Raw genomic sequence first — 22169 nt, forward strand, 5'->3', positions numbered from 1 at the left:
TTGTTGATCGTTTCCGCCGGGACACCTATCAACATGGCGGACCGACGCAATAGGACATAATCGACAGATGACGGATTCCAACACCAGTCTTTGGCGTGGGCAGGAGCGCAGCACCTGGATCAGGCTGCGCACGCTGATCCTGCTGCGATGGGTCGCGATTATCGGCCAGTTCACCGCGATCACGGTTGCTCAGAAATACTACCACGTTCAGCTTGAACTGGCTTTGTGCTACTTCGCCATCGGCGTTTCGGTCATGGGCAACCTGACGGCCATCCTGCTCTTCCCGGAAAACAAGCGTCTGTCGGAATTCGAGAATTTCTTGATGGTGCTGTTCGACCTGCTGCAGCTGTCGGTTCTTCTGTATCTGACAGGGGGGCTGAACAACCCGTTTGCGCTGCTGTTACTTGGTCCGGTGACGATCTCGGCCAATGTGATGAGCACACGCTCGACCCTGATCATCGGCAGCGTCGCGGTGATCCTGACAACGTTGCTGGCGCAGTTCCATCTGCCACTGCGTACCGATCTGGGCCTTGTGCTGGATATCCCCGATGTTCTTTTGTTCGGAAACTGGGCTGCGATCATCATCGCCATCGTCTTCATTGGTGCCTATTCCCATCGCATCAGTTCCGAGGTGCAGTCGATGTCCGAAGCGCTGTCGGCCACTCATATGGCACTGGCGCGCGAGCAAAAGCTGACCGATCTGGGCGGCGTCGTGGCTGCGGCGGCGCACGAGTTGGGTACGCCGCTGGCAACGATCAAGCTGGCCAGTTCTGAATTGATCGAAGAGCTGGACGATAAGCCCGAGTTAAAGGAAGACGCCGCTCTGATCCGTGAACAGGCCGATCGCTGCAGGGACATCCTGCGCGATATGGGACGGGCTGGCAAAGATGATCTGCACCTGCGGCAGGCGCCCTTGTCTACCGTGATTCATGAGGCGGCCGAGCCGCATATCAACCGTGGCAAAGCGGTGCATTTCGACGAAGGGCCTGTTGCCGATGGTGATGTTCAGCAGCCTTCAATCCTGCGCAAGCCCGAAATCATCCACGGCTTGCGTAACCTGATCCAGAATGCGGTGGATTTTGCCAAGTCGAATGTCTGGGTCGAGGCCGAGTGGACCTCGGATCAGATTAGCGTCTTAATCATGGATGATGGGCGGGGTTATCCATCGCATATCATCGGACGCATCGGCGATCCCTTCATGCGCCGCCGCCGTGCCGACCGTAGCAGCCGACCTGAATATGAGGGGATGGGATTGGGACTGTTCATTGCCAAGACCTTGCTGGAACGCAGCGGGGCTGAACTTTACTTCGCGAATGGAGCAGATCCCTATCAGACCCTGAGCGATCAGCCTGACCGCAAAGGTGCAATTGTCAAAGTTGTCTGGCCGCGCAAGCTGATTGATGCGCAAACCGGTGATACACCGGTCCCGTCCGGCGCAAATCAACCGTTCCAGATCTGAGTTAAGACCCTGTTAACTATTGTTGTTCATACAGGTTCGGGATTTTTGACAAGGGCGTAGGATCGATGGCCGATTGGATCGTGCTGGCCACAATCAGCGTGGTTTCGGCCTGCTTTGCAATACTATGGCTGCTGCCGCACCGACAGGCCAGAGCAAGTGACTACGGGCTATCAACCCCCGGCGCGCTGTTCGACGTAGTCTTTCTATTCGATGGCGATCAATTGATCAGCCATTCGGACGTTGCCTTGGCGGGATACGAATCCGTCAGAAACTGGGAAGACCTTAGGCGTCTGCTTCAGCGCGATTTCCCCGCCTTCCCCGAAACACCCGAAAGTGTTCGATCACAAGGGAGCATTTCCGTATCCGCCATTGATTGCACAGTTGAGCGCGAGATTTTGTGCGAATGGATCGATGGCATTATCCGCGTACAACTGCGCGATCTGACGGGCAATTCGCGTGCGCCGCGCCGTGACCCCAGCGATCCAATTCGATTGGCAATGGAGCAGGCCCCTTATCCAGTATGGTCCGTTGATAATCGCAACAAAGTAAGATGGTGTAATGCAGCTTACGTGGCATTAGTGCGCAAAATTTCCGGCCAAGACGCAGATCTGACAGATCCGCTGTTTCCATCGCTCACGGATGAGGCGCAGTTGGGCTGGAAAACCCGCGTGTCTATCCCGGTCAAAGACAGCGACGCCAAGCTTTGGTTCGATCTGACGCGTGTGACCCGCGATGGGGATCAGCTGTGTTATGCGGTCGATATAAATGCGATTGTCGAAGCGGAAATTGCCCAGCGCAAATTTGTGCAAACCATGACAAAGACCTTTGCGCAGCTTTCGATCGGCTTGGCCATATTCGACCGCAATCGACAATTGGCATTGTTCAATCCCGCACTCATCGACCTGACCACCCTGCCCCCGGATTTTCTGAGCGTACGTCCAAGCCTGTCCAGCTTCTTCGATCGGCTGCGCGATCAGCATATGATGCCTGAACCCAAGAACTATCGCAGTTGGCGGCGTCAGATGAATGATCTGCTCGAAGCGGCCCGGGACGGGAACTATCAGGAAACATGGTCGTTGCCCTCGGGTTCGGTTTATTCCGTCAGCGGCAGACCCCACCCTGACGGGGCCGTGGCGTTTTTGTTTGAGGATATCACCGCAGAAATCACTCTGACCCGGCGATTTCGCGCAGAGATGGATCTGATGCAATCCATCCTGGACAAGCTGGCTGATCCCATCGCCGTTTTCTCGGATGACGGGATCTTAGCTACGACAAATTACGCCTATCAAAAGCTATGGGGCGACAGCAACGAGACCGGATTTGAACCAGCGACCGTGCTTGAGATCACCCGCCAGTGGCAGGACCAATGCGCCGCCTCACCTATCCTCGGAGAAATTCGGGAATTCGTCACAGCGCGTGAGAACCGAGCCGAATGGTCGGGCGAATTGACCCTGAAATCAGGCGGGAAACTGACTTGCACAGTCAGCCCCATGCAAAACGGGGCTACGATCGTGCGCTTCGCGACGGATAACGCGGTCGACAACATGGCGGATATGCGAAAAATCAGCGCCTGAACCGGGTTGCAGCCAACCGGGCGCAGGTTCATTGTGGCGCCATGACTGCACCGCTCGAATTGACCTCAAAATCCCCTCAGGACACTGCTGATCTTGCTGCCCGATTGGGCAATGCGCTGCGTGCTGGTGATACCATCTTGCTGGAAGGTGCAATCGGCAGTGGCAAAACCCATTTTGCGCGGTCTCTGATACAATCGGCCCTGTCTGTTCCCGAGGATGTACCCTCGCCCACATTCACTCTGGTTCAAGTTTATGAAACAGAAATTGGGGAGGTCTGGCATTCTGACCTCTACCGGCTCACTTCGGTAGAAGAGATCGAAGAATTGGGTCTGGTCGAGGCCTTCGAAACCAGTATCTGCCTTGTTGAGTGGCCCGAAAAGCTGGGCCCGCTTACACCAGCCTCGGCCCTGTTGATCCGATTCACCACCGACCCCGACGATCAGGACACGCGGCACCTTGCGCTGAGTTGGTCAGACCCGAAATGGAGCGCCATGCTGGAGAGGATCCAATGACGAACCGGGCCATTCTGGCTGAAGCCCTGATCGCGCAAACCCCCTGGAACGGTGCTCAACACGCACCTTTGGCGGGTGACGCCTCGAACCGCCGATACGAGCGGCTGACCGACCCAGCGACGGGCCGGACAGCAGTTTTGATGGACGCCCCGCCCGATAAGGGTGAGGATGTCGAACCCTTTGTGCGTATGTCGGAGTATTTGCGCTCGATCGGACTGAGCGCGCCCGAGATTCACGCCGAGGACAGTCAATACGGCTTTCTGTTGCTCGAAGATCTTGGGGACGCGCTGTTTGCCCGCGTTTTGCGGGATGATCCATCGCTTGAGCGTACCCTGTATGACGCGGCAACCGACGTGCTTGTACACCTTCACGCGGCGCCCACGATTTCGCTCGACAGCTATGACCCGGCCCTGATGACCGAACTTGCGGCGCTTTCGTTCACGAAATATGCGCAGGGCATTCAAAGCTCGCATGATGAAGAGGCGCGCGCCCGGTTCGAACTGCGCTTTGCCGATATCCTGCACCGCGAAACCGGCGGAACGCGTGTGGTTGTGCAACGTGACTATCACGCGGAAAACCTGATCTGGCTGCCCGAACGTGACGGTCTGGCGCGCGTGGGCCTGCTGGATTTTCAAAGTGCCATGCTGGGGCATCCTGCGTATGACCTGATGTCGCTGCTGCAAGATGTGCGCCGGACGGTCCCTGTTGGAATCGAGATGCGGATGATCGACCGCTATATCACCGCAACCGGCGTCGATGGGCATGATTTCCGCACAGCCTACGCGGTGCTGGGCGCGCAGCGTAACCTTAGGATTCTGGGCGGTTTTGCCCGACTGGCGACGGATTATGGAAAGCCGCATTATGTGGACCTGATCCCGGCTGCCTGGGCACATCTGATGCGCGATCTGGAACATCCCGCGTTGGTTCCGGTGGCTGACCTGCTGCGCAATGCGCTGCCCGAACCAAGCCCGAAAAACCTTGCAAAGCTGAGATCGCAATGACCGGCACGCCCGAAGCTGCAATGGTATTTGCCGCTGGTTTTGGTACCCGTATGGGCGCGCTGACCAAAGACCGGCCCAAGCCGCTGATCGAGGTCGCCGGGCGGCCTTTGATCGATCACACATTGGATCTGTTCGATGCATTGCGTCCTTTGAACATTGTTGCCAACTTGCATTATCACGCGGATCAGCTGGCGGATCATCTAGCAGGCCGCGACGTGGCGTTGTCGCGGGAAGAGCCGAACATTCTGGATACGGGCGGAGGGTTGCGCGCGGCGCTGCCGCTGCTTGGGTCGGGTCCGGTTTTCACCCTGAACAGTGACGCGATCTGGGTCGGACCTAACCCACTGAATCTGCTAAAGAATCACTGGAATCCAGATGAGATGGATGCGCTGCTAATGTGCATTCCGGTGGAACAAACTCTTGGCCATGCAGGTCCGGGTGATTTCACGCAGGACAGCTCGGAGCGGATCACCCGCGGGGCCGGTTTGGTTTACGGCGGAGCGCAAATCCTGAAAACCGATGGTTTGCGTGATATCGGCGACGAGGTGTTTTCGCTGAACGTATTGTGGGATCAAATGCGACAGCAAGAGCGCCTGTTTGCGTTGCGCTACCCGGGTCGTTGGTGCGACGTTGGGCGGCCCGAGGGTATTGCGCTGGCCGAGGGGTTGATTGCTAATGTTTGAACCCAGCACCCTGCCCCGGGTTTTCGCGGTGTCGCCGGGTGCGGATTTCCCGAAGGTGTTGGTCGATGGGTTGCGTCAGCGGATTGCTGGTCAGCCGCCAGATGCGCTGGCCCGGGTTCAGCTGGTGATCAATACCCGTCGCATGGCGCGCCGGGTCCGGGATCTGTTTGATCAAGGCCCCCCGTGCCTGCTGCCTCGATTATCGCTGGTCACCGATCTGGGTGAAAGCGCAGACCTGGCGCAGATCCCACGCGCGATCCCTCCTTTGCGCCGAAGGCTTGAGCTGACACAGCTGATCGCCAAACTGCTGGACCAGCAACCCGATCTGGCCGCGCGATCCTCATTGTTCGATCTGTCCGACAGTCTGGCCGCACTGATCGATGAGATGCAGGGCGAAGGCGTCTCACCCGAGGCGATCCGGCAACTAGATGTCAGCGACATGTCCGGACACTGGGCGCGGGCACAGGCCTTTATCGGGATCGCTGACCAGTTCATGGAGTCCGGGGCGGACGCGCTTGACGCACAGGCCCGGCAACGACGTGTGGTCGAAGCCCTGATTGCACGCTGGCAGGTCGCCCCGCCCCAGCATCCGGTCATACTGGCGGGCTCCACCGGGTCGCGCGGGACGACACTGATGCTGATGCAGGCAATCGCCCGCCTGCCGCAAGGGGCGCTGGTGCTGCCGGGTTATGATTTCGACCAGCCCGAGCATGTCTGGCGCAATCTGGATGACGCGCTGACGTCAGAGGATCATCCGCAATATCGCTTTCGCAAACTGATGCTGGAACTTGGCCTTGGCCCGAAACAAATCCGGCCATGGACGGCGGCTGAAGCCCCTTCGCCCGCCCGTAACAAGCTGATTTCGCTTGCCTTACGCCCTGCCCCGGTAACCGACGCATGGATGACAGAAGGCCCGAACCTGCCCGATCTGAGCGGTGCCACCAAGGATGTTACATTGATCGAGGCGTCTTCCCCTCGCGCTGAAGCCTTGGCGATTGCATTGCGCTTGCGTCAGGCGGTCGAGACCGGACAAACGGCAGCCCTGATCACGCCGGACCGGATGTTGACGCGTCAGGTCAGCGCCGCGCTGGACCGGTGGAACATATTACCTGATGACAGCGCGGGCCTGCCGCTGCAGCTGTCTCCGCCCGGGCGGTTTCTGCGCCATGTCGCCGGTTTGTTTGCGCGTCGTCTGGATGGTGAGGCACTGCTGACGCTGCTCAAACATCCGCTGTGCCATGATGGCGGCGATCGGGGGAGCCACCTACTGCATACCCGCGATCTGGAACTAGATCTCCGCCGCCATGGCCCGCCCTTTCCCGACAGCGCCAGCCTGACCGCCTTTGCCATCCGCACCGATGCGCCTGAGGGCTGGATCCGCTGGGTCACTGATGCCTTCTGCGATAATCACGGCCTGGGCGAGCGACCTCTTTCTGACTGGGTTGCCCGGCTTCGCACACTAGCCGAAGCAATTTCGGCCGGTACGACAGGCGAGCCGGGGACATTGTGGGACAAGAATGCGGGTCAGAAGGCGCTTGCCGTAATTACCTCTCTGGAAGACGAAGCGCCTCACGGCGGTGCGATGACCGCCCATGATTTCGCCGATCTGTTGGGCGCTTTGCTGGCAGGTGAAGAGGTGCGCGATCGCGATGCGCCGCACCCTCATCTGATGATCTGGGGCACGTTAGAAGCCCGTGTGCAAGGCGCTGATCTGTTGATTTTGGGTGGCCTCAACGAAGGCAGTTGGCCCGAGGCCGCGGCGCCCGACCCCTGGCTGAACCGCCAGATGCGCAATGACGCCGGGCTTTTGTTGCCAGAACGCCGGATCGGCCTGTCCGCGCATGACTTCCAGCAAGCCGCAGGTGCACCCGAGGTGGTTTTGACCCGCGCCATCCGGTCGGATGATGCGGAAACTGTACCGTCCCGTTGGTTGAACCGCATGACCAATCTGATGGAGGGCCTGCCGAATCAGGGCGGAACGGACGCATTGGCTGCGATGCGCGCGCGGGGCCAGCAATGGTTGGAGTGGGCTGATGCTCTGGAAAAGGCGCCCCCGATTGCGCCTGCACTTCGCCCATCCCCACGTCCGCCGGTAGCTGCGCGCCCGAGGCGGCTATCGGTGACCGAGATCAAGCGGCTTATCCGCGATCCCTATGCCATCTACGCCCGGCATGTCCTGCGCCTGAAACCGCTTGACCCGCTGGTCCAGGCGCCGGACGCGCTGTTGCGCGGCATTGTGATCCACGAAGTAATGGAACAATTCGTGCGCGACAGCGTTCTGGATCCGGCATTGCTGAACCGCGAGAATTTTCTGAAACGGGCAGAGGCTTTGCTTGAGGATCACGTTGCATGGCCGACGGCGCGGAAGCTGTGGCTGGCACGACTGGAGCGGATTACCGACAGTTTTCTATCTGCCGAAATTCAGCGCCGCTCTGATGGTGGCCCGGTGGCCTTTGAAGTGGGAATGCGGACAGAGCTGACCCCGCTGGATTTCACGATAGTCGGACGCGCCGACCGGATCGACCGAAGCGGGCAGGGCGCATTGCGGATCATCGACTACAAGACCGGCACCCCGCCAACAGAAAGTCAGCAGGCCAAATTCGACAAGCAATTGCTGATCGAGGCCGCAATGGCCGAGCAAGGGGGAATCGACGGGTTCGACCCTTTGCCCGTTGCACAGGCGATCTTCATCGGCATGGGGGGATCCTACAAAGAGGTGCCTGCACCATTGCAGAAAGAGCCGACCGACAAGGTTCTGGCCGAGCTTAAGGAACTGATTTCGGCCTATTTAGAGCCTGATCAGGGGTTTTCATCCCGTCGAATGCTGCACAAAGACGCCGATATCGGGGATTACGATCAACTCGCCCGGTTCGGCGAGTGGGATCGTTCTGCGGAAACCGCTCCGGAGGATCTAACATGACCCCCCGCAACGACGCGACCGAGCGGCAGGTTCAGGCCGCGCGCCCGGATGCCTCGACCTGGTTGGCGGCCAATGCGGGCTCGGGAAAGACACGGGTGTTAACCGACCGGGTGGCGCGGCTTTTGCTGGACGGCGTACAACCTCAGCACATTCTGTGCCTGACTTATACCAAAGCCGCCGCCAGCGAGATGCAGAACCGATTGTTCAAGCGTCTGGGCAAATGGGCGATGCTGGACAACGATGCCCTTCAGGACGAGCTGATCGAACTCGGCGTACCCGGAGTGATCGATCCCGATCGGTTGGCGCAAGCACGCACTTTGTTCGCGCGCGCCATCGAGACGCCCGGCGGGTTGAAGATCCAGACGATTCACTCGTTCTGCGCCTCGCTGCTGCGACGGTTCCCGCTTGAGGCCGGGGTCAGCCCTCAGTTTGCTGAAATGGAAGATCGCGCTGCTGCGTTGTTGCGCGAAGAGATTATCGAGGATTTCGCCGAAGGTCCTCAGGCAGCGTTGATCGAGGATGTGGCCCGGTTTGTCACCGATACGGGGTTTGAAAAATTGACCGCTGCTGCCGCGCAGCGGAGGAACCAGTTCGAATATGCGCTGCAATGGCCAGAGCTTTTGCGACGCTTTGATCTTCCAGATGGGTTTGATGAGCAGGTTTTGCTGCACAGCGTGTTCTTGGGCGGTGAGGTCGAGTTGGCCCAATCCATCCTGCCCGCGCTTTCTGAAAGCGGGGGCAACAATGCCAAAGCGGCTGAAAAACTTGCTACTTTCACAGAGGCGAGACTCAGCAGTCTGCCAGTTCTTGAAAGTGTTTTTTTGACGGGAAAGTCAGCGAAAGAACCTTTTACCGCCAAACTCGGCAGCTTTCCAACCAAAGCGCTCCGCGAAGGTGCCCTGGCTGATCGGATGCCTCAGCTTGAGGCCTTGATGCTGCGTGTTGAGGCCGCGCGGGAACAGCGTCTGGCGCTGGTTGCAGCACAGAAAACCCATGTATTACATCGCTTTGCTGCAGCCTTCCTGCCGGAATACGAACGGCGGAAGCAACTGCGCGGCTGGCTGGATTTCGACGATCTGATCCTGCGCGCCCGGCAGGTTTTGAACGATCCGGCAGTAGCGGAATGGGTTCTGTATCGATTGGACGGTGGCATCGACCATATTCTGGTTGACGAGGCACAAGACACCAGCCCAGATCAGTGGGATGTGATCGAAAAGTTGGCGCAGGAATTCACCAGCGGTGAGGGGGCTCGATCCGGGGTCGAGCGGACGATCTTTGTGGTCGGGGACAAGAAACAGTCGATCTATTCCTTCCAGGGCGCCGATCCACAGGCCTTTGACCGGATGCAGGCCGAATTTGGGCGAAAACTGCAGGAATCAGGCTCTAAACTGTTGGATTCGACGCTGGAATATTCCTTCCGCTCGTCCAGTGCGATCCTTGGGCTGGTTGATATTCTGTTCGAAAACCGTGCCGAGGCAGGGTTTCACAAGGATGCGCTGCACCGCGCGTTCAAGGCTGATCTTCCGGGGCGCGTAGACCTTTGGCCTGTTGTCGAGAAAGTCGAAGACGACGATGATGCCGACTGGACCGACCCGGTTGACCGGCCCGGCGCACGGCATCACACGGTCATTTTGGCCGAACAGATCGCGCGGTCTATCAGAGATATGATCAGGGATGGCACAACGATCCCTGACGATGGTGACACTTCCGGAAAATTTGTTCGGCGAAAAGTTCGGCCCGGGGACTTTTTGATCCTGGTCCAGCGCCGCTCGGACCTGTTTGCCGAGATCATTCGCGCCTGCAAAAGCGAGGGCCTGCCCATCGCAGGAGCAGACCGCCTGAAAGTGGGCGCAGAACTGGCGGTTAAGGACCTGGCCGCCTTGCTGAGCTTTCTGGCCACGCCCGAGGAGAGCTTGTCGCTGGCGACAGTGCTGAAATCTCCGCTGTTCAGCTGGACGGAACAACAGCTCTTCGATCTGGCCCATCGCCGAGAGGAAACTTACCTTTGGGCCGCGCTGCGCAATCGATCTGAGGAATTCCCCGAAACGCTGGCCGTTTTGAACGATCTGCGCGGGCAAACCGACTTTTTACGCCCATATGACCTGATCGAGCGCATACTGACGCGCCATGATGGGCGCAGGAAACTACTGGGTCGTCTGGGGGCCGAAGCTGAAGACGGCATCAACGCGCTTTTGTCACAAGCGCTGGCTTATGAGCGCACCGATATTCCCAGCCTCACCGGATTTCTGGTCTGGATGCAAACCGACGATCTGGAGATCAAGCGCCAGATGAGCGGTGTCGGCAACATGATCCGGGTGATGACCGTTCATGGATCAAAAGGGTTGGAAGCACCAATTGTGATCCTGCCGGATACCGGTAAACGCCAACCGCCACGCGATGCCGAGATCATGATGGCAGGCGAGACACCACTGTGGAAAGTGCCCTCGGATGCCTCACCCGCGCTGGTTGCAACAGCTCGCGAGGACGCCCGAGCGCGCGAAGAAAATGAACGGTTGAGGCTGCTATATGTGGCTCTAACACGGGCGGAAAAGTGGCTGGTTGTGGCCGCTGCCGGGGATGTGGGTAAGGATGGCAACAGCTGGTATCAGATGGTTGAGACCGCGATGGCGCGGGCAGGGGCCACGTTGCTGCCCGGCACCCAGACCCTTCGACTGGCGCATGGAGATTGGGAGGCTTTGCCCGCCGTTGAACAGGGCAGCATCCCGCACAACGAACAGCATTTGCCTGCGTTTTTCGACCACCCCGCGCCAAATGTACCCGCGCCAGCCGAAACGCTCAGCCCCTCTGATCTAGGGGGTGCGAAGGCCTTGCCCGGAGATGCGGGGCAAGATGAAGAGACTGCGAAACGGCGTGGAACACAGCTGCACTTGCTGCTGGAACACCTTCCAGCAGTAGCGCGTGATCAATGGCCACAGCTTTGCACGCGGCTTCTGGCCGATATACAAGAGGTGGAGCGGCAAGAGCTGCTGACGGAGGCCAACGCAGTCCTGACGGCCGAACATCTGAAACCTGTCTTTGCCGCGGAAACGCTGGCCGAGGTTCCGGTGACGGCCGATCTGAATGGCACACGACTACATGGGGTCATCGACCGGCTGATTGTCACGGATACTGAGGCCCATGTGATTGATTTCAAATCAAACGCCACGGTTCCGGACCGGCCTGAAGCCTGCCCCGAGGGGCTGTTGCGCCAGATGGGAGCCTATGCCCATGCGCTATCGCAAATCTATCCGGACCACAAGATCCGCACCGCAATACTGTGGACCCGAACCGCGCGTTTGATGTGGCTGCCACACGATATGGTGACAGACGCCCTGAGACGAAACCCTATATCTTGACCTTGCCCGGTGCCGCACCTAGGTTCTGAGCCCAAGCATTCCCGAGTCAGGAGACAGACATGTCGACCGTAGCCGTTACCGACGACACCTTTGACGCTGAAGTCAAGAATTCCGATATCCCCGTCGTGGTGGATTTCTGGGCCGAGTGGTGCGGCCCCTGTAAGCAAATCGGCCCCGCCCTGGAAGAGCTGGCAAGCGAATATGGCGGCAAGGTGAAGATTGCCAAAGTGGACGTTGACAGCAACCCGAACGCGGCGGCTGCGATGGGTGTTCGCGGCATTCCGGCGCTGTTCATCTTCAAGGATGGCCAAGTGGTTTCCAACCGCGCAGGCGCTGCCCCCAAAGCCGCACTGCAAAGCTGGATCGACGAGTCGATCTGAGTTTCGCTAAATCACGAAATCACAAAGGCGTCCTGCTTTGGGCGCCTTTTTTCGTTGAGACCCTTATGTGACACGAAGTCAGACTCATTCGATTGTCCAACTCACCGATACTCCGGCACCATCTTTGTGAGTGAATGTGACGGCGTTGTCTTCGATAGACACCACCTGACAGTCATGGGGCATCACTTCGCCTACGATTACGATTTCCCGACAGTAATACATGTCTTTCCACTCCCATGTACCGCTGATACTGCCACCATTCGGGCCTTTGCCCTCAACCGTCCCGTTCTTGTGAATGATCACCCAAGTCTCGCCCTGAACCAGCTTTTTACCAACGATCAGGTTTGTGAACTTCGTTTTGCTCTCAATTTCTTCGGCGGACACATTAGCCCCGAGAAATCCAAACATGATCAATGATGACATGAGCCGAAAAATCGCCATGGAAACAAGCCTTTCTTTGATCGCGTGCTTAAACAATCCGAATTCTAGTTGATCGGGCGACATACTCCAAACATTCGGGTTTTGTGGATTGGCCGGATGCAATTCCTTGTTTTGGTTCTTTCAATTCGTACGGACTCATGCAGATTGTCCGGTCATCAGGAATAAGGAGGCGACATGCCCAAAACACGGGTATTGGTGGAATTCGGGATGGGCACGTCGTTGCGGCGTGAAGACTATACCGAAGCAGCGCTGCGGGCGCTTAAGGATGCGCTCTGGCATAACTCGGTCAATATGGCCGAGCTGTTCGGGTTTCCGAAGGAAGCCATGATCATTGACGCCGAGATTGGGGTTCAGCAGCCGGATCGCGTGGATACCGAGGTGCTGAAGGCTGTGTTTCCCTATGGGCAGCCAAATATCACGGTCACGCATGGAGGGCTGGATATCGACAAGCCCCACACCGATGGCCACACAGTGATCGCGAATGCCGCGATCATCGTCTCGTTCGATATGGAGCCCGCGCAATGACCGAGAAGCGTATCATTCTTGAGATGGGAACCGGGAACGACCTGTACGGTCAGGATTATACCAAAGCCGCGCGCCGCGCGGTGCAGGATGCTCTGCATCACTCGTCGATCACATTGTTTTCCAAACTGGGCATCAGCCATGAAGAAATGCGCGTCGAGCTTACGATCGGTGTTCAACAGCCCGATGCGGTCGATTGCGATCTAGTTGCCGCTGATTTGCCGCGTGGACGCGCATCGGTCCGGGCGGTCAAAGGCGGGCTGAATGTTGATGACGCCGAGGCCAGTACGCGCCATGTGGTCGCCACCGCAGCGATCGAGGCCTATCTGCCTGATCTGACAGGAAAGTTCACACAAAGCTGACAAAGAAAAAGCCGCTCGTTTGAGCGGCTCAGCTTGCGGTTTATCTGATCGCGGATCAGAATTTGGCGATATCGGCGCGGGTCAGGCCGACGTCTTCCAATTGCGCGTCGGACAGATCCGACAGCTCTTTGCGTGTCTTGTAAGACTGGTACCATTCGACAACGTTTTCGAATGCGTGCGAGAATGCGTCCACTGCGTGCAGGATGGTGACTGCTCCGCGCGGCGCATGGGTTTTTGCGATTGCGTTTGCCATGTGCGTAGTCCTTTTAACAGAAACAGCCGACCCGTTGTCGGTTGTGAGCCTCATGTAACTCCGGCGGCTGAGTCTCACAAATGCTGACTCAACAGCCCCGGTTTGCGTTTTCTGCATATCTTTTGAGCGGTTTGAGAACCGGTTGCGCAGAACCCGTACCCGGCCCATATATGGCAGCACGGATAACGGAGGCATTCATGGCAGACAGCGATTTTCCCGGATGGCACGGCACCACCATCATTGGCGTCAAGAAGGGCGGGCAGGTTGTCGTCGCCGGGGACGGGCAGGTCAGCCTTGGCCAAACCGTGATCAAGGGCACTGCGCGAAAAGTGCGCCGCCTGTCACCGGGCGGCTTCGAAGTGGTCGCCGGATTCGCCGGATCTACGGCAGATGCGTTCACGCTGCTGGAACGTCTGGAAGCCAAGCTTGAGGCGACGCCCGGCCAACTGGCGCGCGCTTCGGTCGAGCTCGCCAAGGACTGGCGCACCGACAAGTATCTGCAGAAGCTCGAGGCGATGCTGATTGTGACAGACGGGAAGGATCTGCTGGTCATCACCGGGGCAGGGGACGTGCTTGAGCCCGAACATAACGTCGCCGCCATCGGATCAGGAGGCAACTTTGCCCTTGCCGCAGCCCGAGCGATGATGGACAGCGATAAGCCGGCCGAAGATGTGGCGCGTGAAGCCATGGCAATTGCTGCGGATATCTGCGTCTATACCAATGGCAATCTGACGGTTGAGACGATCGGATCATGAGTGCAGTTCTGGCAGCGATATTTGGTGGGCTGATTGGCGGCATTGTTGGGCCGATTGTGCTTGATGAATATCGAAGCCGGAAGCACGCCAAGACATGGAAAGAGCCGCGCAAGAAGCTGCTTGAGTCCATGTTGAGGGATACGAAATACAAGTTCAAAACTCTGCAACGGCTCAGCAGAACAATAGGTTGTACAGAAGATCAAACGCGCTCGCTGTTGATCGAGCTGGGAGCCCGAGGCGCTGTTTCAAAGAAGACCAAAAAGGAAATCTGGGCACTGATCGAGCGCGCGCCACTACAGGAAAGCCAGCGCAAACTTGACGAAGAAGTAATCGAGGAAGAGCAGGAGTAGGTAACCCTTTCCGCTTCAGCGTATGTTCTTTAAGCCAGTAGCGCTTTGATCTCTTTACCCTTCCACCTGAGATGCATCCCGATCAGGCCCATAAGTGCGGTCACGATGACGATGTAGTAGGGGACGCGGATGTCGATGCTCATCAATCCGCCTCCGATCAGGGACATGATACCGCCTGCAAGGCAGAATACGGCTGTGGTCACGCCCATGACCCAGCCCTGATCGGTTTCAGCAACGCTGGAAGAGAACAGGCCCAGCAGCGTCGGATAAGATACGCCGAAGAAGAAGTAGAAGAAGAAGACTGGCACATAGCTCAGCACGCCACTTGGGCTGAAGGCGAAGCCAAAGCCGCAGATGACCATAATAACCAGAGAGGTGTAGATGATCTGGTGCTTGCTGAACCTCTCTTGCGCTGGTTTCACAAGGAAGGTGCTGGAAAAGGCCAGCGCAACGCCGATAACCACCATCGCCATGCTGCCTCCGATCACGCCATAGCCCCACGCGCTGGTCAGAAAGTTGTCGACGAACACATAGAAGGTGACATTGGCAACCATGAACAGCGCATAGACTGGCATAATCTTCAGAACCAGCGGGTGCTCGCGCACAGCAATCAGGCTGTCGGTGATGTCACGGGGACGGAAGACGAAGGGTTCGCGCTCGGTTCTGGTGTCCTTGAAGAACATGGTGACGAGAAAGATGGCGATCAGGACCAACACAAACGCCCCGTAGAACGGCGTCTTCAGCGTTGCCGCGCTGCCCAACAAAGCGGCATCGGACAGGACCGCGCCGATAATAGGGCCGCCCACAAGGCCAAAGCTGACACCGGTCACGATGTAGCCCATATTGCGATCTCGGTCGGCTGCATCTGTGCTGCCGTCAATCATTGCCGCCTGAGCGATGGGCTGATTGCCTGCGGTAAACCCGGTGATCGACCGACCGATAATCAGCAATAGCAGGCTGTTGAGATAAAGCGCGGCGATGGTCAGGGCGTAGCCGGCCAGCGCTCCGGTCAGACAGACCAGAAGGGCATTCTTGCGCCCGATGGAATCTGAGACTTTCGAAACATAGACCACACCCAGAAACCAAGACAGAAAGAAGCAGCCGATCACCAGACCATAATAGAAATGCCTCGTGCCCATGGCCGTGCTTTCCGGCAGGAATCCCGACTTTGTTTCCATGATCAAAGAGTTGATGATAGGAAACACCAGCCCTTGCCCGATCAGGTCGACAAAGACCACAAACAGCAAGGTGATCTTGGCAATCTTGGTCATGAAAACGCCCCCAGTTCCAATACCTTGGGGCAAGTGTAACAGACAGTTGCGCTGTTACCTAATGGCGTGACAGAGGTCGGGTGCGCCGACCTCTGCTCATTTGATTACTTCAGCGAAGCAACGCCCAGCGGGACACCCGCAACCTCGCACCAAATGTAGACTTCATTATATCCCGAGACATCCATTGTCGGCGGAACGGCATAGGATTGCTTGCCGGTCAGGTGTAGCAACGCGCCCAGTTTGCTGTCGGGGGCGTGTGTGCCGTCTTTACCAAAGGCCACGCGCGGGTCGGGACCGTTGTCCAAGGAAAAGTCCTCGCCCAGTTCAACGATGTAGCGCTCGCCATCTTTGACCAATTTTACCGAACCTGTTGTGATATGGTTCGAGCGGCCTTCGAATTGGCCTTTTTTCTTGGCGCCTCCGGCCAGCGCTGTATTTGCGCCAACCAGCGTTACCGCCGCACCGGCCGCGGCTGCATTCACAAAAAGCGAACGACGAGTCATCATTGTTTGGTTCTCCGTTATAACTTTGCAGGCAGAAATGCATGCCCTGCGGTTATGGATCATCCAGGTGCTTTGTGACGATTCACATCATCACGAATTTCCGTGTGCACTCTGTGTATTGTCGTGATGTTTCTGTGATCGGCTTGTGTTTTCGCGCCTTATGATTAGGTTCCGCTGAAACAAACGGATTGAACCTGATATGACCAACCTGACCCCGCGCGAGATTGTCTCGGAACTGGACCGATTTATCATCGGGCAAAAAGATGCCAAGCGCGCTGTTGCTGTGGCGCTGCGCAACCGTTGGCGGCGCAAGCAATTGCCGGATGATATCCGCGATGAGGTCTATCCAAAAAACATCCTAATGATCGGCCCCACCGGAGTTGGCAAAACCGAGATCAGCCGCCGTTTGGCGAAACTGGCGCGCGCGCCCTTCATCAAGGTCGAGGCTACGAAGTTTACCGAGGTTGGCTATGTTGGTCGTGACGTGGAACAGATCGTGCGCGATTTGGCTGATGCGGCAATCCTGCAAACCCGCGAATATATGCGTGAGGATGTCAAAACCCGCGCCCATCAGGCCGCCGAGGATCGCGTGATCGAGGCCATCGCAGGCACTGACGCCCGTGAAGCCACGCGCGAGATGTTCCGCAAGAAGCTGAAAGCCGGTGAGCTGGACGATACCGAGATCGAACTGGAATTGTCCGACACGCCGAACCCGATGCCGATGTTCGACATTCCGGGTCAGCCGGGTGGCCAGATGGGGATGATGAATCTGGGCGATATATTCGGCAAGGCCTTTGGCGGGCGCACCGTCAAGAAGCGTATGACCGTGGCCGACAGCTATGAAGCTCTGATCGGAGAAGAGGCTGACAAGCTGTTGGATGATGAAACCGTCAACCGCGTAGCGTTGGAGTCGGTCGAACAGAATGGCATCGTGTTTCTGGATGAGATCGATAAGGTCTGCGCGCGGGCCGAAGCACGCGGTGGTGACGTCAGCCGCGAGGGGGTGCAGCGCGACCTGCTGCCATTGATCGAAGGCACTACTGTCAGCACCAAACATGGTCCGGTAAAAACCGACCACATCCTGTTCATCGCATCCGGTGCCTTCCACATCGCCAAGCCCTCGGACCTTTTGCCGGAATTACAGGGTCGTCTGCCGATCCGCGTGGAACTGCGCGCCCTGACCGAAGAAGATTTCGTGCGTATCCTGACCGAGACCGACAACGCTCTGACGCGCCAATACACCGCCCTGATGGGCACCGAAGAGGTCACGGTCAGCTTTACCGACGACGGCATCGCGGCGCTGGCACGGATCGCAGCGGATGTGAACCAAAGCATCGAGAATATCGGCGCGCGGCGTCTTTACACGGTGATGGAGCGGGTGTTCGAAGAACTTTCGTTTACCGCACCCGATCAGGCAGGCGCTGAAATCACCGTTGATGCAGGTTTCGTGAACGACAATCTGGGTGAGCTGACCAAATCCACCGACCTCAGCCGTTACGTTTTGTAACAGCGGCCAGCCGGTTTTTGCCGGTTGCCTGTGCCGTCGGGCTGGACGCGAGTTGGGAATGAGATAGCGTAGTGCTGTAACCGTGTAAGGGCAGACCGTGCTGCGCTATCTGATCATCTTTGTAACCTTGTTGGGGCTGAGTGCCTGTGTAGATCGGTCCGTTACCGAGATCACACCCGAAGCCCTGAAAGTCGGCACCCCCGCCACGGTCTTTGCCGCAACCACCCGCGCGCGCGAACCAGATGGCAGCTATGGCGCCAACCGAGCCGAGGCGTTGCGGTATCTTGAGATGACCGTTTCGATCCCGCCGTCGCACACGCCGGGTGCGCTTGAGTTCTCATACTCGAACCCAAACCCGAACAAACAGTTCGTTGTGGCCGATGTCACCGAGTTTTCAGGTCCACAAGATCTGAAATCCCGGCTGCGCGGTGTGGATGACGTGGTGATCTTTGTCCACGGCTATAACGCGACGCAAACCGAAACCGCCTTTCGCGCCGCTCAGCTGAGCCATGATATCGGTATTCCTGGAACCACGCTGATCTATTCATGGCCCAGCCAGGCGCGGGGTACTGGCTATGCCTATGATCTGGACAGTATGCTGTTTGCCCGTGACGGGTTGGAGCAGACAATTCGAACACTCAAGTCCATGGGCGTGAAACGGGTCATCCTGCTCGCGCATTCAATGGGCGGTGCCCTATCGATGGAAATGATGCGCCAGGCTGAACTGCGCGAACCTGGCTGGTCACACCGAAATCTGGAAGGGGTCATCCTGATTTCGCCCGATCTGGATGTCGATCTGTTCCGCTCCCAGATGAATGCCATCAAGAAGCCGCCCGACCCGTTTCTGGTGATGGTGTCCAAGAAGGACAAGATCCTGAACCTGTCAGCCCGTCTGCGCGGCACAGCAGATAGCAAAAGATTGGGCAATATCAGCTCGGTCGACGAACTGGCCGAATACCCGATCAGCGTAGTCGACACGACCGCGTTCAACAGCGATGCAGGGTCTTCGCATTTCGTGGCGGCGACCTCTCCGGCGCTACTGGCCATTCTCAGTTCGGTCCGCCGGGTCAGCAACACCTTCGGCCCCGATCGACCCGGCATCGATGTTCTGGTGCCGCCCAGCGAGCGCAACACAGACGGCGCCACCGAGATCGTCCTGACCGAAACAGGGCAGGCGCAAGTCAGCACACCGTAACGCCACCTTATTCTGCCAATTGAAGCTCGCGCCAGCGATGGCAGGTCACTGAGTGATCATTCTCGCAGGTTTCCATCTTTGGTTCCTCGCGAATGCACAGATCGGTGGCAAAGGGGCAGCGGGTATGGAACTGGCACCCGGTCGGCCGATCGGTGGGCGAGGGGATCTCACCCACCAGTTTTTGTGCCTTGCCGCGATCGTCGGGATCAAGCGAAGGGATCGCTGAAAACAGGGCCTTGGTATAGGGGTGGCGCGGAGCTTGGAACAACCGACGGGTAGGCGCGGATTCCATGATCTGGCCCAGATACATCACCGCCACATGATCACAGGTGTGCGCCACGACCGAAAGATCGTGGCTTATGAACAGATAGGTCAGCCCCATCTCGTCCTGAAGTAATTTCAGCAGGTTCAGGATATCCGCCTGAATCGAAACATCCAGCGCAGCGACGCTTTCATCCGCCACCACAAAGCGCGGGCGTGAGACCAGTGCACGGGCAATCGAGATACGCTGACGCTGACCGCCTGAGAAGGCATGAGGGAAGCGGCGCAAATGCTCAAGATTCAACCGGCACAGGCTGGCGATCTCGCGTACGCGTTCGTCGATTTCCTCGCGTGATTTGCATAGGCCCATGACCTCGAGCGGTTCGGCAATGATATCGCGCACGGTCATCCGTGGGGACAGGGCGGCATAGGGGTCCTGAAAGATCAGCTGCGCACGGCGGCGGTATTCTTTCAGATCCGCACCCTCCAAAGCGCCCAAATCATAGCTGACCTCGCCATCGTCATACTGCGCCGTGCCTTCGGTGATCGGCGCTGCATTCAGCAGGGCACGGCCAAATGTGGTTTTGCCCGATCCGCTTTCGCCTACAACACCGAAGAATGAACCACGCGGGATCGACAACGAAACCTTGTTCACCGCCTTCAATATGCGCTTGTTGAATACTTTTCCACCCACTGGAAAGCCGACCGACAGGTCGTGGGTTTCGATCAGGTTATCGCCGCTCATGCGTGTTGGCCCTCGTGACAAAGATAACATGCCGTGCGGTGATTTTCTCCGGTCTGCGCCCAATCGGGTGGGGTTGTGCGGCAGATATCGCCAACGATCTTGCCGCACCGGGTGTGGAACACGCAGCCTTCGGGCCGCTCCAGAGGTGAGGGGATATCTCCCGGCACCGGAGTCAGAGGTTTGTCCAGATCATCAAGCTGCGGCAGCGCATCGATCAGGCCCTGCGTGTAGGGGTGATACGGGTTGCGGATCACGTCACGCACCGGACCTTGTTCAATCATCTTGCCCAGATACATCACCGCCACCTTGTCGGCGGTTTGCGCCACAACACCCAGATCATGGGTGATGAAAATGATGCCCATGCCAAACTCGGATACCAAGTCTTTCATCAGATCGATGACCTGCGCCTGGATCGTCACGTCCAGAGCGGTAGTTGGCTCATCCGCGATCAGCAGCTTGGGTCTGGTTGAAAGCGCCATGGCGATCATCGCCCGCTGGCGCATGCCGCCCGACATCTCGAACGCATATTGGTTGATGCGGGTCGACGGGTCAGAGATGCCAACCCGATCAAGCATCTCGATCGACAGCTCTTTGGCCTGTTTTTTGTTCATATCGGAATGAACCAAAAGCTGTTCTACCATTTGCTTGCCAATGGTCAGGGCAGGGGCAAAACTGGCCATCGGTTCCTGAAAGATCATGCTGATTGCGCCGCCGCGCACGACCTCCATATCGCGGGGCCGATTCAGCGCCATCACGTCGACGGGTCCACTGTCGAGATGCAGCGTGATGCCGCTTTCAGCAGAATAAACGGTGTTTGCCGGATTCAATTTCATCAGCGATTTGGCCGTCACCGATTTACCGGAACCGCTTTCGCCAACCAACCCCATGATCTCACCCGGAGCCAGCGAGAACGATACATCCTCAACTGCCGTTATCAGCCCTTCGTCGGTTTTGAATTGGACGGTCAGGTTGTTGACATCGATCAAGCTCATTTGCGGGTCTCCGAGTATGGATCGGCCGCATCACGCAGGCCATCGCCCACGAACACAAATGACATCACCAGAACGACGAAAAAGATGACCGGGATAAAGTACCATTGGTAGTTCAGCAGAACATCTGCCTTGGTCACGTTCTGCAGCATCACACCCAGTGAGTTGACCGGGTCTTTCAGCCCAAGCCCAATAAAGCTGAGCGCCGTTTCGCTGAGTACCATGTAGGGAAACGAGATAACCAGATCGACGATGATATAGCTGGTAAAGCTGGGCAACAGATGGCGCCGGATCACATGACCCGGAGACGCACCGCATAGCTGGGCCGCCAGCACGTATTCCTGATTGCGCTCCGTCAGCAGGTGGGTGCGCACCCGTCGTGCCAGCGTGGGCCAGCCCACCAATCCCAATATCGCCGTTATCACAAAAAACCTTGTCTCCGCCGACCATTCCGGCGGGATAAAGGCAGCAATTGCCATGAAAAGGGGTATAGCCGGAACCGTTCGGATCGCGTCGGTGATCATCTGGATCACGCTATCCACCATTCCACCGTAGTATCCGGCGACCCCGCCGATCGCGAGCGCCAGTACGAATGAGATCATGACCCCCAGCGTTCCAACCTGCAGCGACGTCCAAACCGCATGCAGCGTGCGGCTGAAAATATCCTTGCCGGCACTGTCGGTTCCGAACAGATGAACATAGCCCTCATCGGCGCCAAACAGGTGGATATCGCCGGGTATGAAGCCAAACAGTTTATATTTATCGCCCCGCACAAAGAACTGGATGTACCTGCGTTCATCCTCGTTCACCTTCTCGACCCAGCGGAAGTTTGTCGCGAGCGAGCGTTCGCGGGTCACCCCGTGCAAGAACGGGCGGATCGAGCATCCATTCTTGTCGCAGAATTTCGGGATCTGCGGGGCGCCGTTCAGATAGTCTTTGTCGCGCCCCGCTGCTGTGGGATCATATGGCGAAAGGAACGGGGCGAAGATACCCGACAGGATCAGCACAACCAGAACAGTGGCCGCAATCATGGCCGCGCGCTGTTTCTTGAACCTTGCCCAGATCAGTTGACGCTGCGAGGCGGTGAAATAGGCTTCTTTCGCCTTTTGGTTGGTGGATGTCGCGGTCAT

At 57.8% G+C, this 22169-nt stretch carries 21 protein-coding genes; 14 read left to right on the top strand and 7 right to left on the bottom strand.

What is annotated here, in order from left to right; translation table 11 throughout:
* The first annotated feature begins 67 nt into the window (after positions 1–67).
* The 8 genes from regB to trxA all read left to right on the top strand — a co-directional run bounded on the left by regB (position 68) and on the right by trxA (position 11885).
* A complete protein-coding gene (gene regB, locus ACR0B3_RS18290; protein ID WP_170760898.1) occupies positions 68–1459 on the top strand; it encodes a sensor histidine kinase RegB in 1392 nt (463 codons plus the stop codon).
* A 65-nt stretch (positions 1460–1524) separates the two neighbouring features.
* A complete protein-coding gene (locus ACR0B3_RS18295; protein WP_480810304.1) occupies positions 1525–3033 on the top strand; it encodes a PAS-domain containing protein in 1509 nt (502 codons plus the stop codon).
* A gap of 41 nt (positions 3034–3074) precedes the next feature.
* On the top strand, positions 3075–3545 hold the full coding sequence (tsaE, locus tag ACR0B3_RS18300) for a tRNA (adenosine(37)-N6)-threonylcarbamoyltransferase complex ATPase subunit type 1 TsaE (RefSeq protein WP_480810305.1): 471 nt from the start codon (positions 3075–3077) through the stop codon (positions 3543–3545).
* Complete coding sequence (locus ACR0B3_RS18305) at positions 3542–4546, top strand: aminoglycoside phosphotransferase family protein (RefSeq protein WP_480810306.1); 1005 nt, start codon at positions 3542–3544, stop codon at positions 4544–4546. Before tsaE ends, ACR0B3_RS18305 begins: the two co-directional genes overlap by 4 nt.
* Positions 4543–5229, top strand: coding sequence for a nucleotidyltransferase family protein (locus ACR0B3_RS18310; protein ID WP_480810307.1), 687 nt, complete (start codon positions 4543–4545; stop codon positions 5227–5229). The genes ACR0B3_RS18305 and ACR0B3_RS18310 overlap by 4 nt, the downstream gene beginning before the upstream one ends.
* Positions 5222–8149, top strand: coding sequence for a double-strand break repair protein AddB (gene addB, locus ACR0B3_RS18315; protein WP_480810308.1), 2928 nt, complete (start codon positions 5222–5224; stop codon positions 8147–8149). The genes ACR0B3_RS18310 and addB overlap by 8 nt, the downstream gene beginning before the upstream one ends.
* Positions 8146–11505 (top strand): double-strand break repair helicase AddA, encoded by a 3360-nt coding sequence (gene addA, locus ACR0B3_RS18320; RefSeq protein WP_480810309.1) that lies wholly within the window; start codon positions 8146–8148, stop codon positions 11503–11505. The genes addB and addA overlap by 4 nt, the downstream gene beginning before the upstream one ends.
* A gap of 59 nt (positions 11506–11564) precedes the next feature.
* Complete coding sequence (trxA, locus tag ACR0B3_RS18325) at positions 11565–11885, top strand: thioredoxin (protein ID WP_010442999.1); 321 nt, start codon at positions 11565–11567, stop codon at positions 11883–11885.
* Positions 11886–11969: 84 nt separating this feature from the next.
* Here trxA and ACR0B3_RS18330 read toward each other — a convergent pair whose 3' ends face one another.
* Positions 11970–12326 (bottom strand): hypothetical protein, encoded by a 357-nt coding sequence (locus ACR0B3_RS18330; protein ID WP_480810310.1) that lies wholly within the window; start codon positions 12324–12326, stop codon positions 11970–11972.
* A gap of 174 nt (positions 12327–12500) precedes the next feature.
* On the opposite strand from ACR0B3_RS18330, the gene ACR0B3_RS18335 reads away from it, so the two are divergent.
* Together ACR0B3_RS18335 and ACR0B3_RS18340 are read left to right on the top strand one after the other, a co-directional pair.
* Entirely contained in the window at positions 12501–12851 is a 351-nt protein-coding gene (locus ACR0B3_RS18335) for a Lin0512 family protein (protein ID WP_170684662.1), read from the top strand.
* The gene (locus ACR0B3_RS18340) at positions 12848–13210 is read left to right on the top strand and encodes a Lin0512 family protein (protein WP_480810311.1); all 363 of its coding nucleotides are present in this window, start codon (positions 12848–12850) and stop codon (positions 13208–13210) included. The genes ACR0B3_RS18335 and ACR0B3_RS18340 overlap by 4 nt, the downstream gene beginning before the upstream one ends.
* A 55-nt stretch (positions 13211–13265) precedes the next feature.
* Here the strand turns inward: ACR0B3_RS18340 and ACR0B3_RS18345 are convergent, their stop codons facing one another.
* A complete protein-coding gene (locus ACR0B3_RS18345) occupies positions 13266–13463 on the bottom strand; it encodes a DUF1127 domain-containing protein (protein WP_480810312.1) in 198 nt (65 codons plus the stop codon).
* Between the two features lie 197 nt (positions 13464–13660).
* Between ACR0B3_RS18345 and hslV the strand changes: the two genes are divergently transcribed.
* Both hslV and ACR0B3_RS18355 read left to right on the top strand, forming a co-directional pair.
* Positions 13661–14218, top strand: coding sequence for an ATP-dependent protease subunit HslV (hslV, locus tag ACR0B3_RS18350; RefSeq protein ID WP_480810313.1), 558 nt, complete (start codon positions 13661–13663; stop codon positions 14216–14218).
* Positions 14215–14568 carry a hypothetical protein gene (locus ACR0B3_RS18355; RefSeq protein ID WP_480810314.1) on the top strand — a complete coding sequence of 118 codons (354 nt, stop codon included), beginning with the start codon at positions 14215–14217 and terminating at the stop codon, positions 14566–14568. The genes hslV and ACR0B3_RS18355 overlap by 4 nt, the downstream gene beginning before the upstream one ends.
* A gap of 29 nt (positions 14569–14597) precedes the next feature.
* On the opposite strand, the gene ACR0B3_RS18360 is transcribed toward ACR0B3_RS18355, so the two are convergent.
* Both ACR0B3_RS18360 and ACR0B3_RS18365 read right to left on the bottom strand, forming a co-directional pair.
* Positions 14598–15839: an MFS transporter gene (locus tag ACR0B3_RS18360; RefSeq protein WP_480810315.1), complete on the bottom strand. Its 1242-nt coding sequence runs from the start codon at positions 15837–15839 to the stop codon at positions 14598–14600.
* Between the two features lie 104 nt (positions 15840–15943).
* Positions 15944–16345: a DM13 domain-containing protein gene (locus ACR0B3_RS18365; RefSeq protein ID WP_480810316.1), complete on the bottom strand. Its 402-nt coding sequence runs from the start codon at positions 16343–16345 to the stop codon at positions 15944–15946.
* Positions 16346–16541: 196 nt separating this feature from the next.
* On the opposite strand from ACR0B3_RS18365, the gene hslU reads away from it, so the two are divergent.
* Both hslU and ACR0B3_RS18375 read left to right on the top strand, forming a co-directional pair.
* Positions 16542–17849 carry an ATP-dependent protease ATPase subunit HslU gene (gene hslU, locus ACR0B3_RS18370; RefSeq protein ID WP_480810317.1) on the top strand — a complete coding sequence of 436 codons (1308 nt, stop codon included), beginning with the start codon at positions 16542–16544 and terminating at the stop codon, positions 17847–17849.
* 97 nt (positions 17850–17946) lie between these two features.
* Positions 17947–19044 carry an alpha/beta hydrolase gene (locus tag ACR0B3_RS18375; protein WP_480810318.1) on the top strand — a complete coding sequence of 366 codons (1098 nt, stop codon included), beginning with the start codon at positions 17947–17949 and terminating at the stop codon, positions 19042–19044.
* A gap of 7 nt (positions 19045–19051) precedes the next feature.
* Here ACR0B3_RS18375 and ACR0B3_RS18380 read toward each other — a convergent pair whose 3' ends face one another.
* From ACR0B3_RS18380 to ACR0B3_RS18390, 3 genes are read right to left on the bottom strand one after another with little or no spacing between them, the layout of a single operon-like run.
* Positions 19052–20050: an ABC transporter ATP-binding protein gene (locus ACR0B3_RS18380; RefSeq protein ID WP_480810319.1), complete on the bottom strand. Its 999-nt coding sequence runs from the start codon at positions 20048–20050 to the stop codon at positions 19052–19054.
* Positions 20047–21042: an ABC transporter ATP-binding protein gene (locus tag ACR0B3_RS18385; RefSeq protein ID WP_170760869.1), complete on the bottom strand. Its 996-nt coding sequence runs from the start codon at positions 21040–21042 to the stop codon at positions 20047–20049. Before ACR0B3_RS18385 ends, ACR0B3_RS18380 begins: the two co-directional genes overlap by 4 nt.
* Positions 21039–22169, bottom strand: a complete 1131-nt coding sequence (locus tag ACR0B3_RS18390; RefSeq protein ID WP_480810320.1) for an ABC transporter permease — start codon at positions 22167–22169, stop codon at positions 21039–21041. The genes ACR0B3_RS18385 and ACR0B3_RS18390 overlap by 4 nt, the downstream gene beginning before the upstream one ends.

Source organism: Ruegeria sp. CE9, from assembly GCF_056537425.1.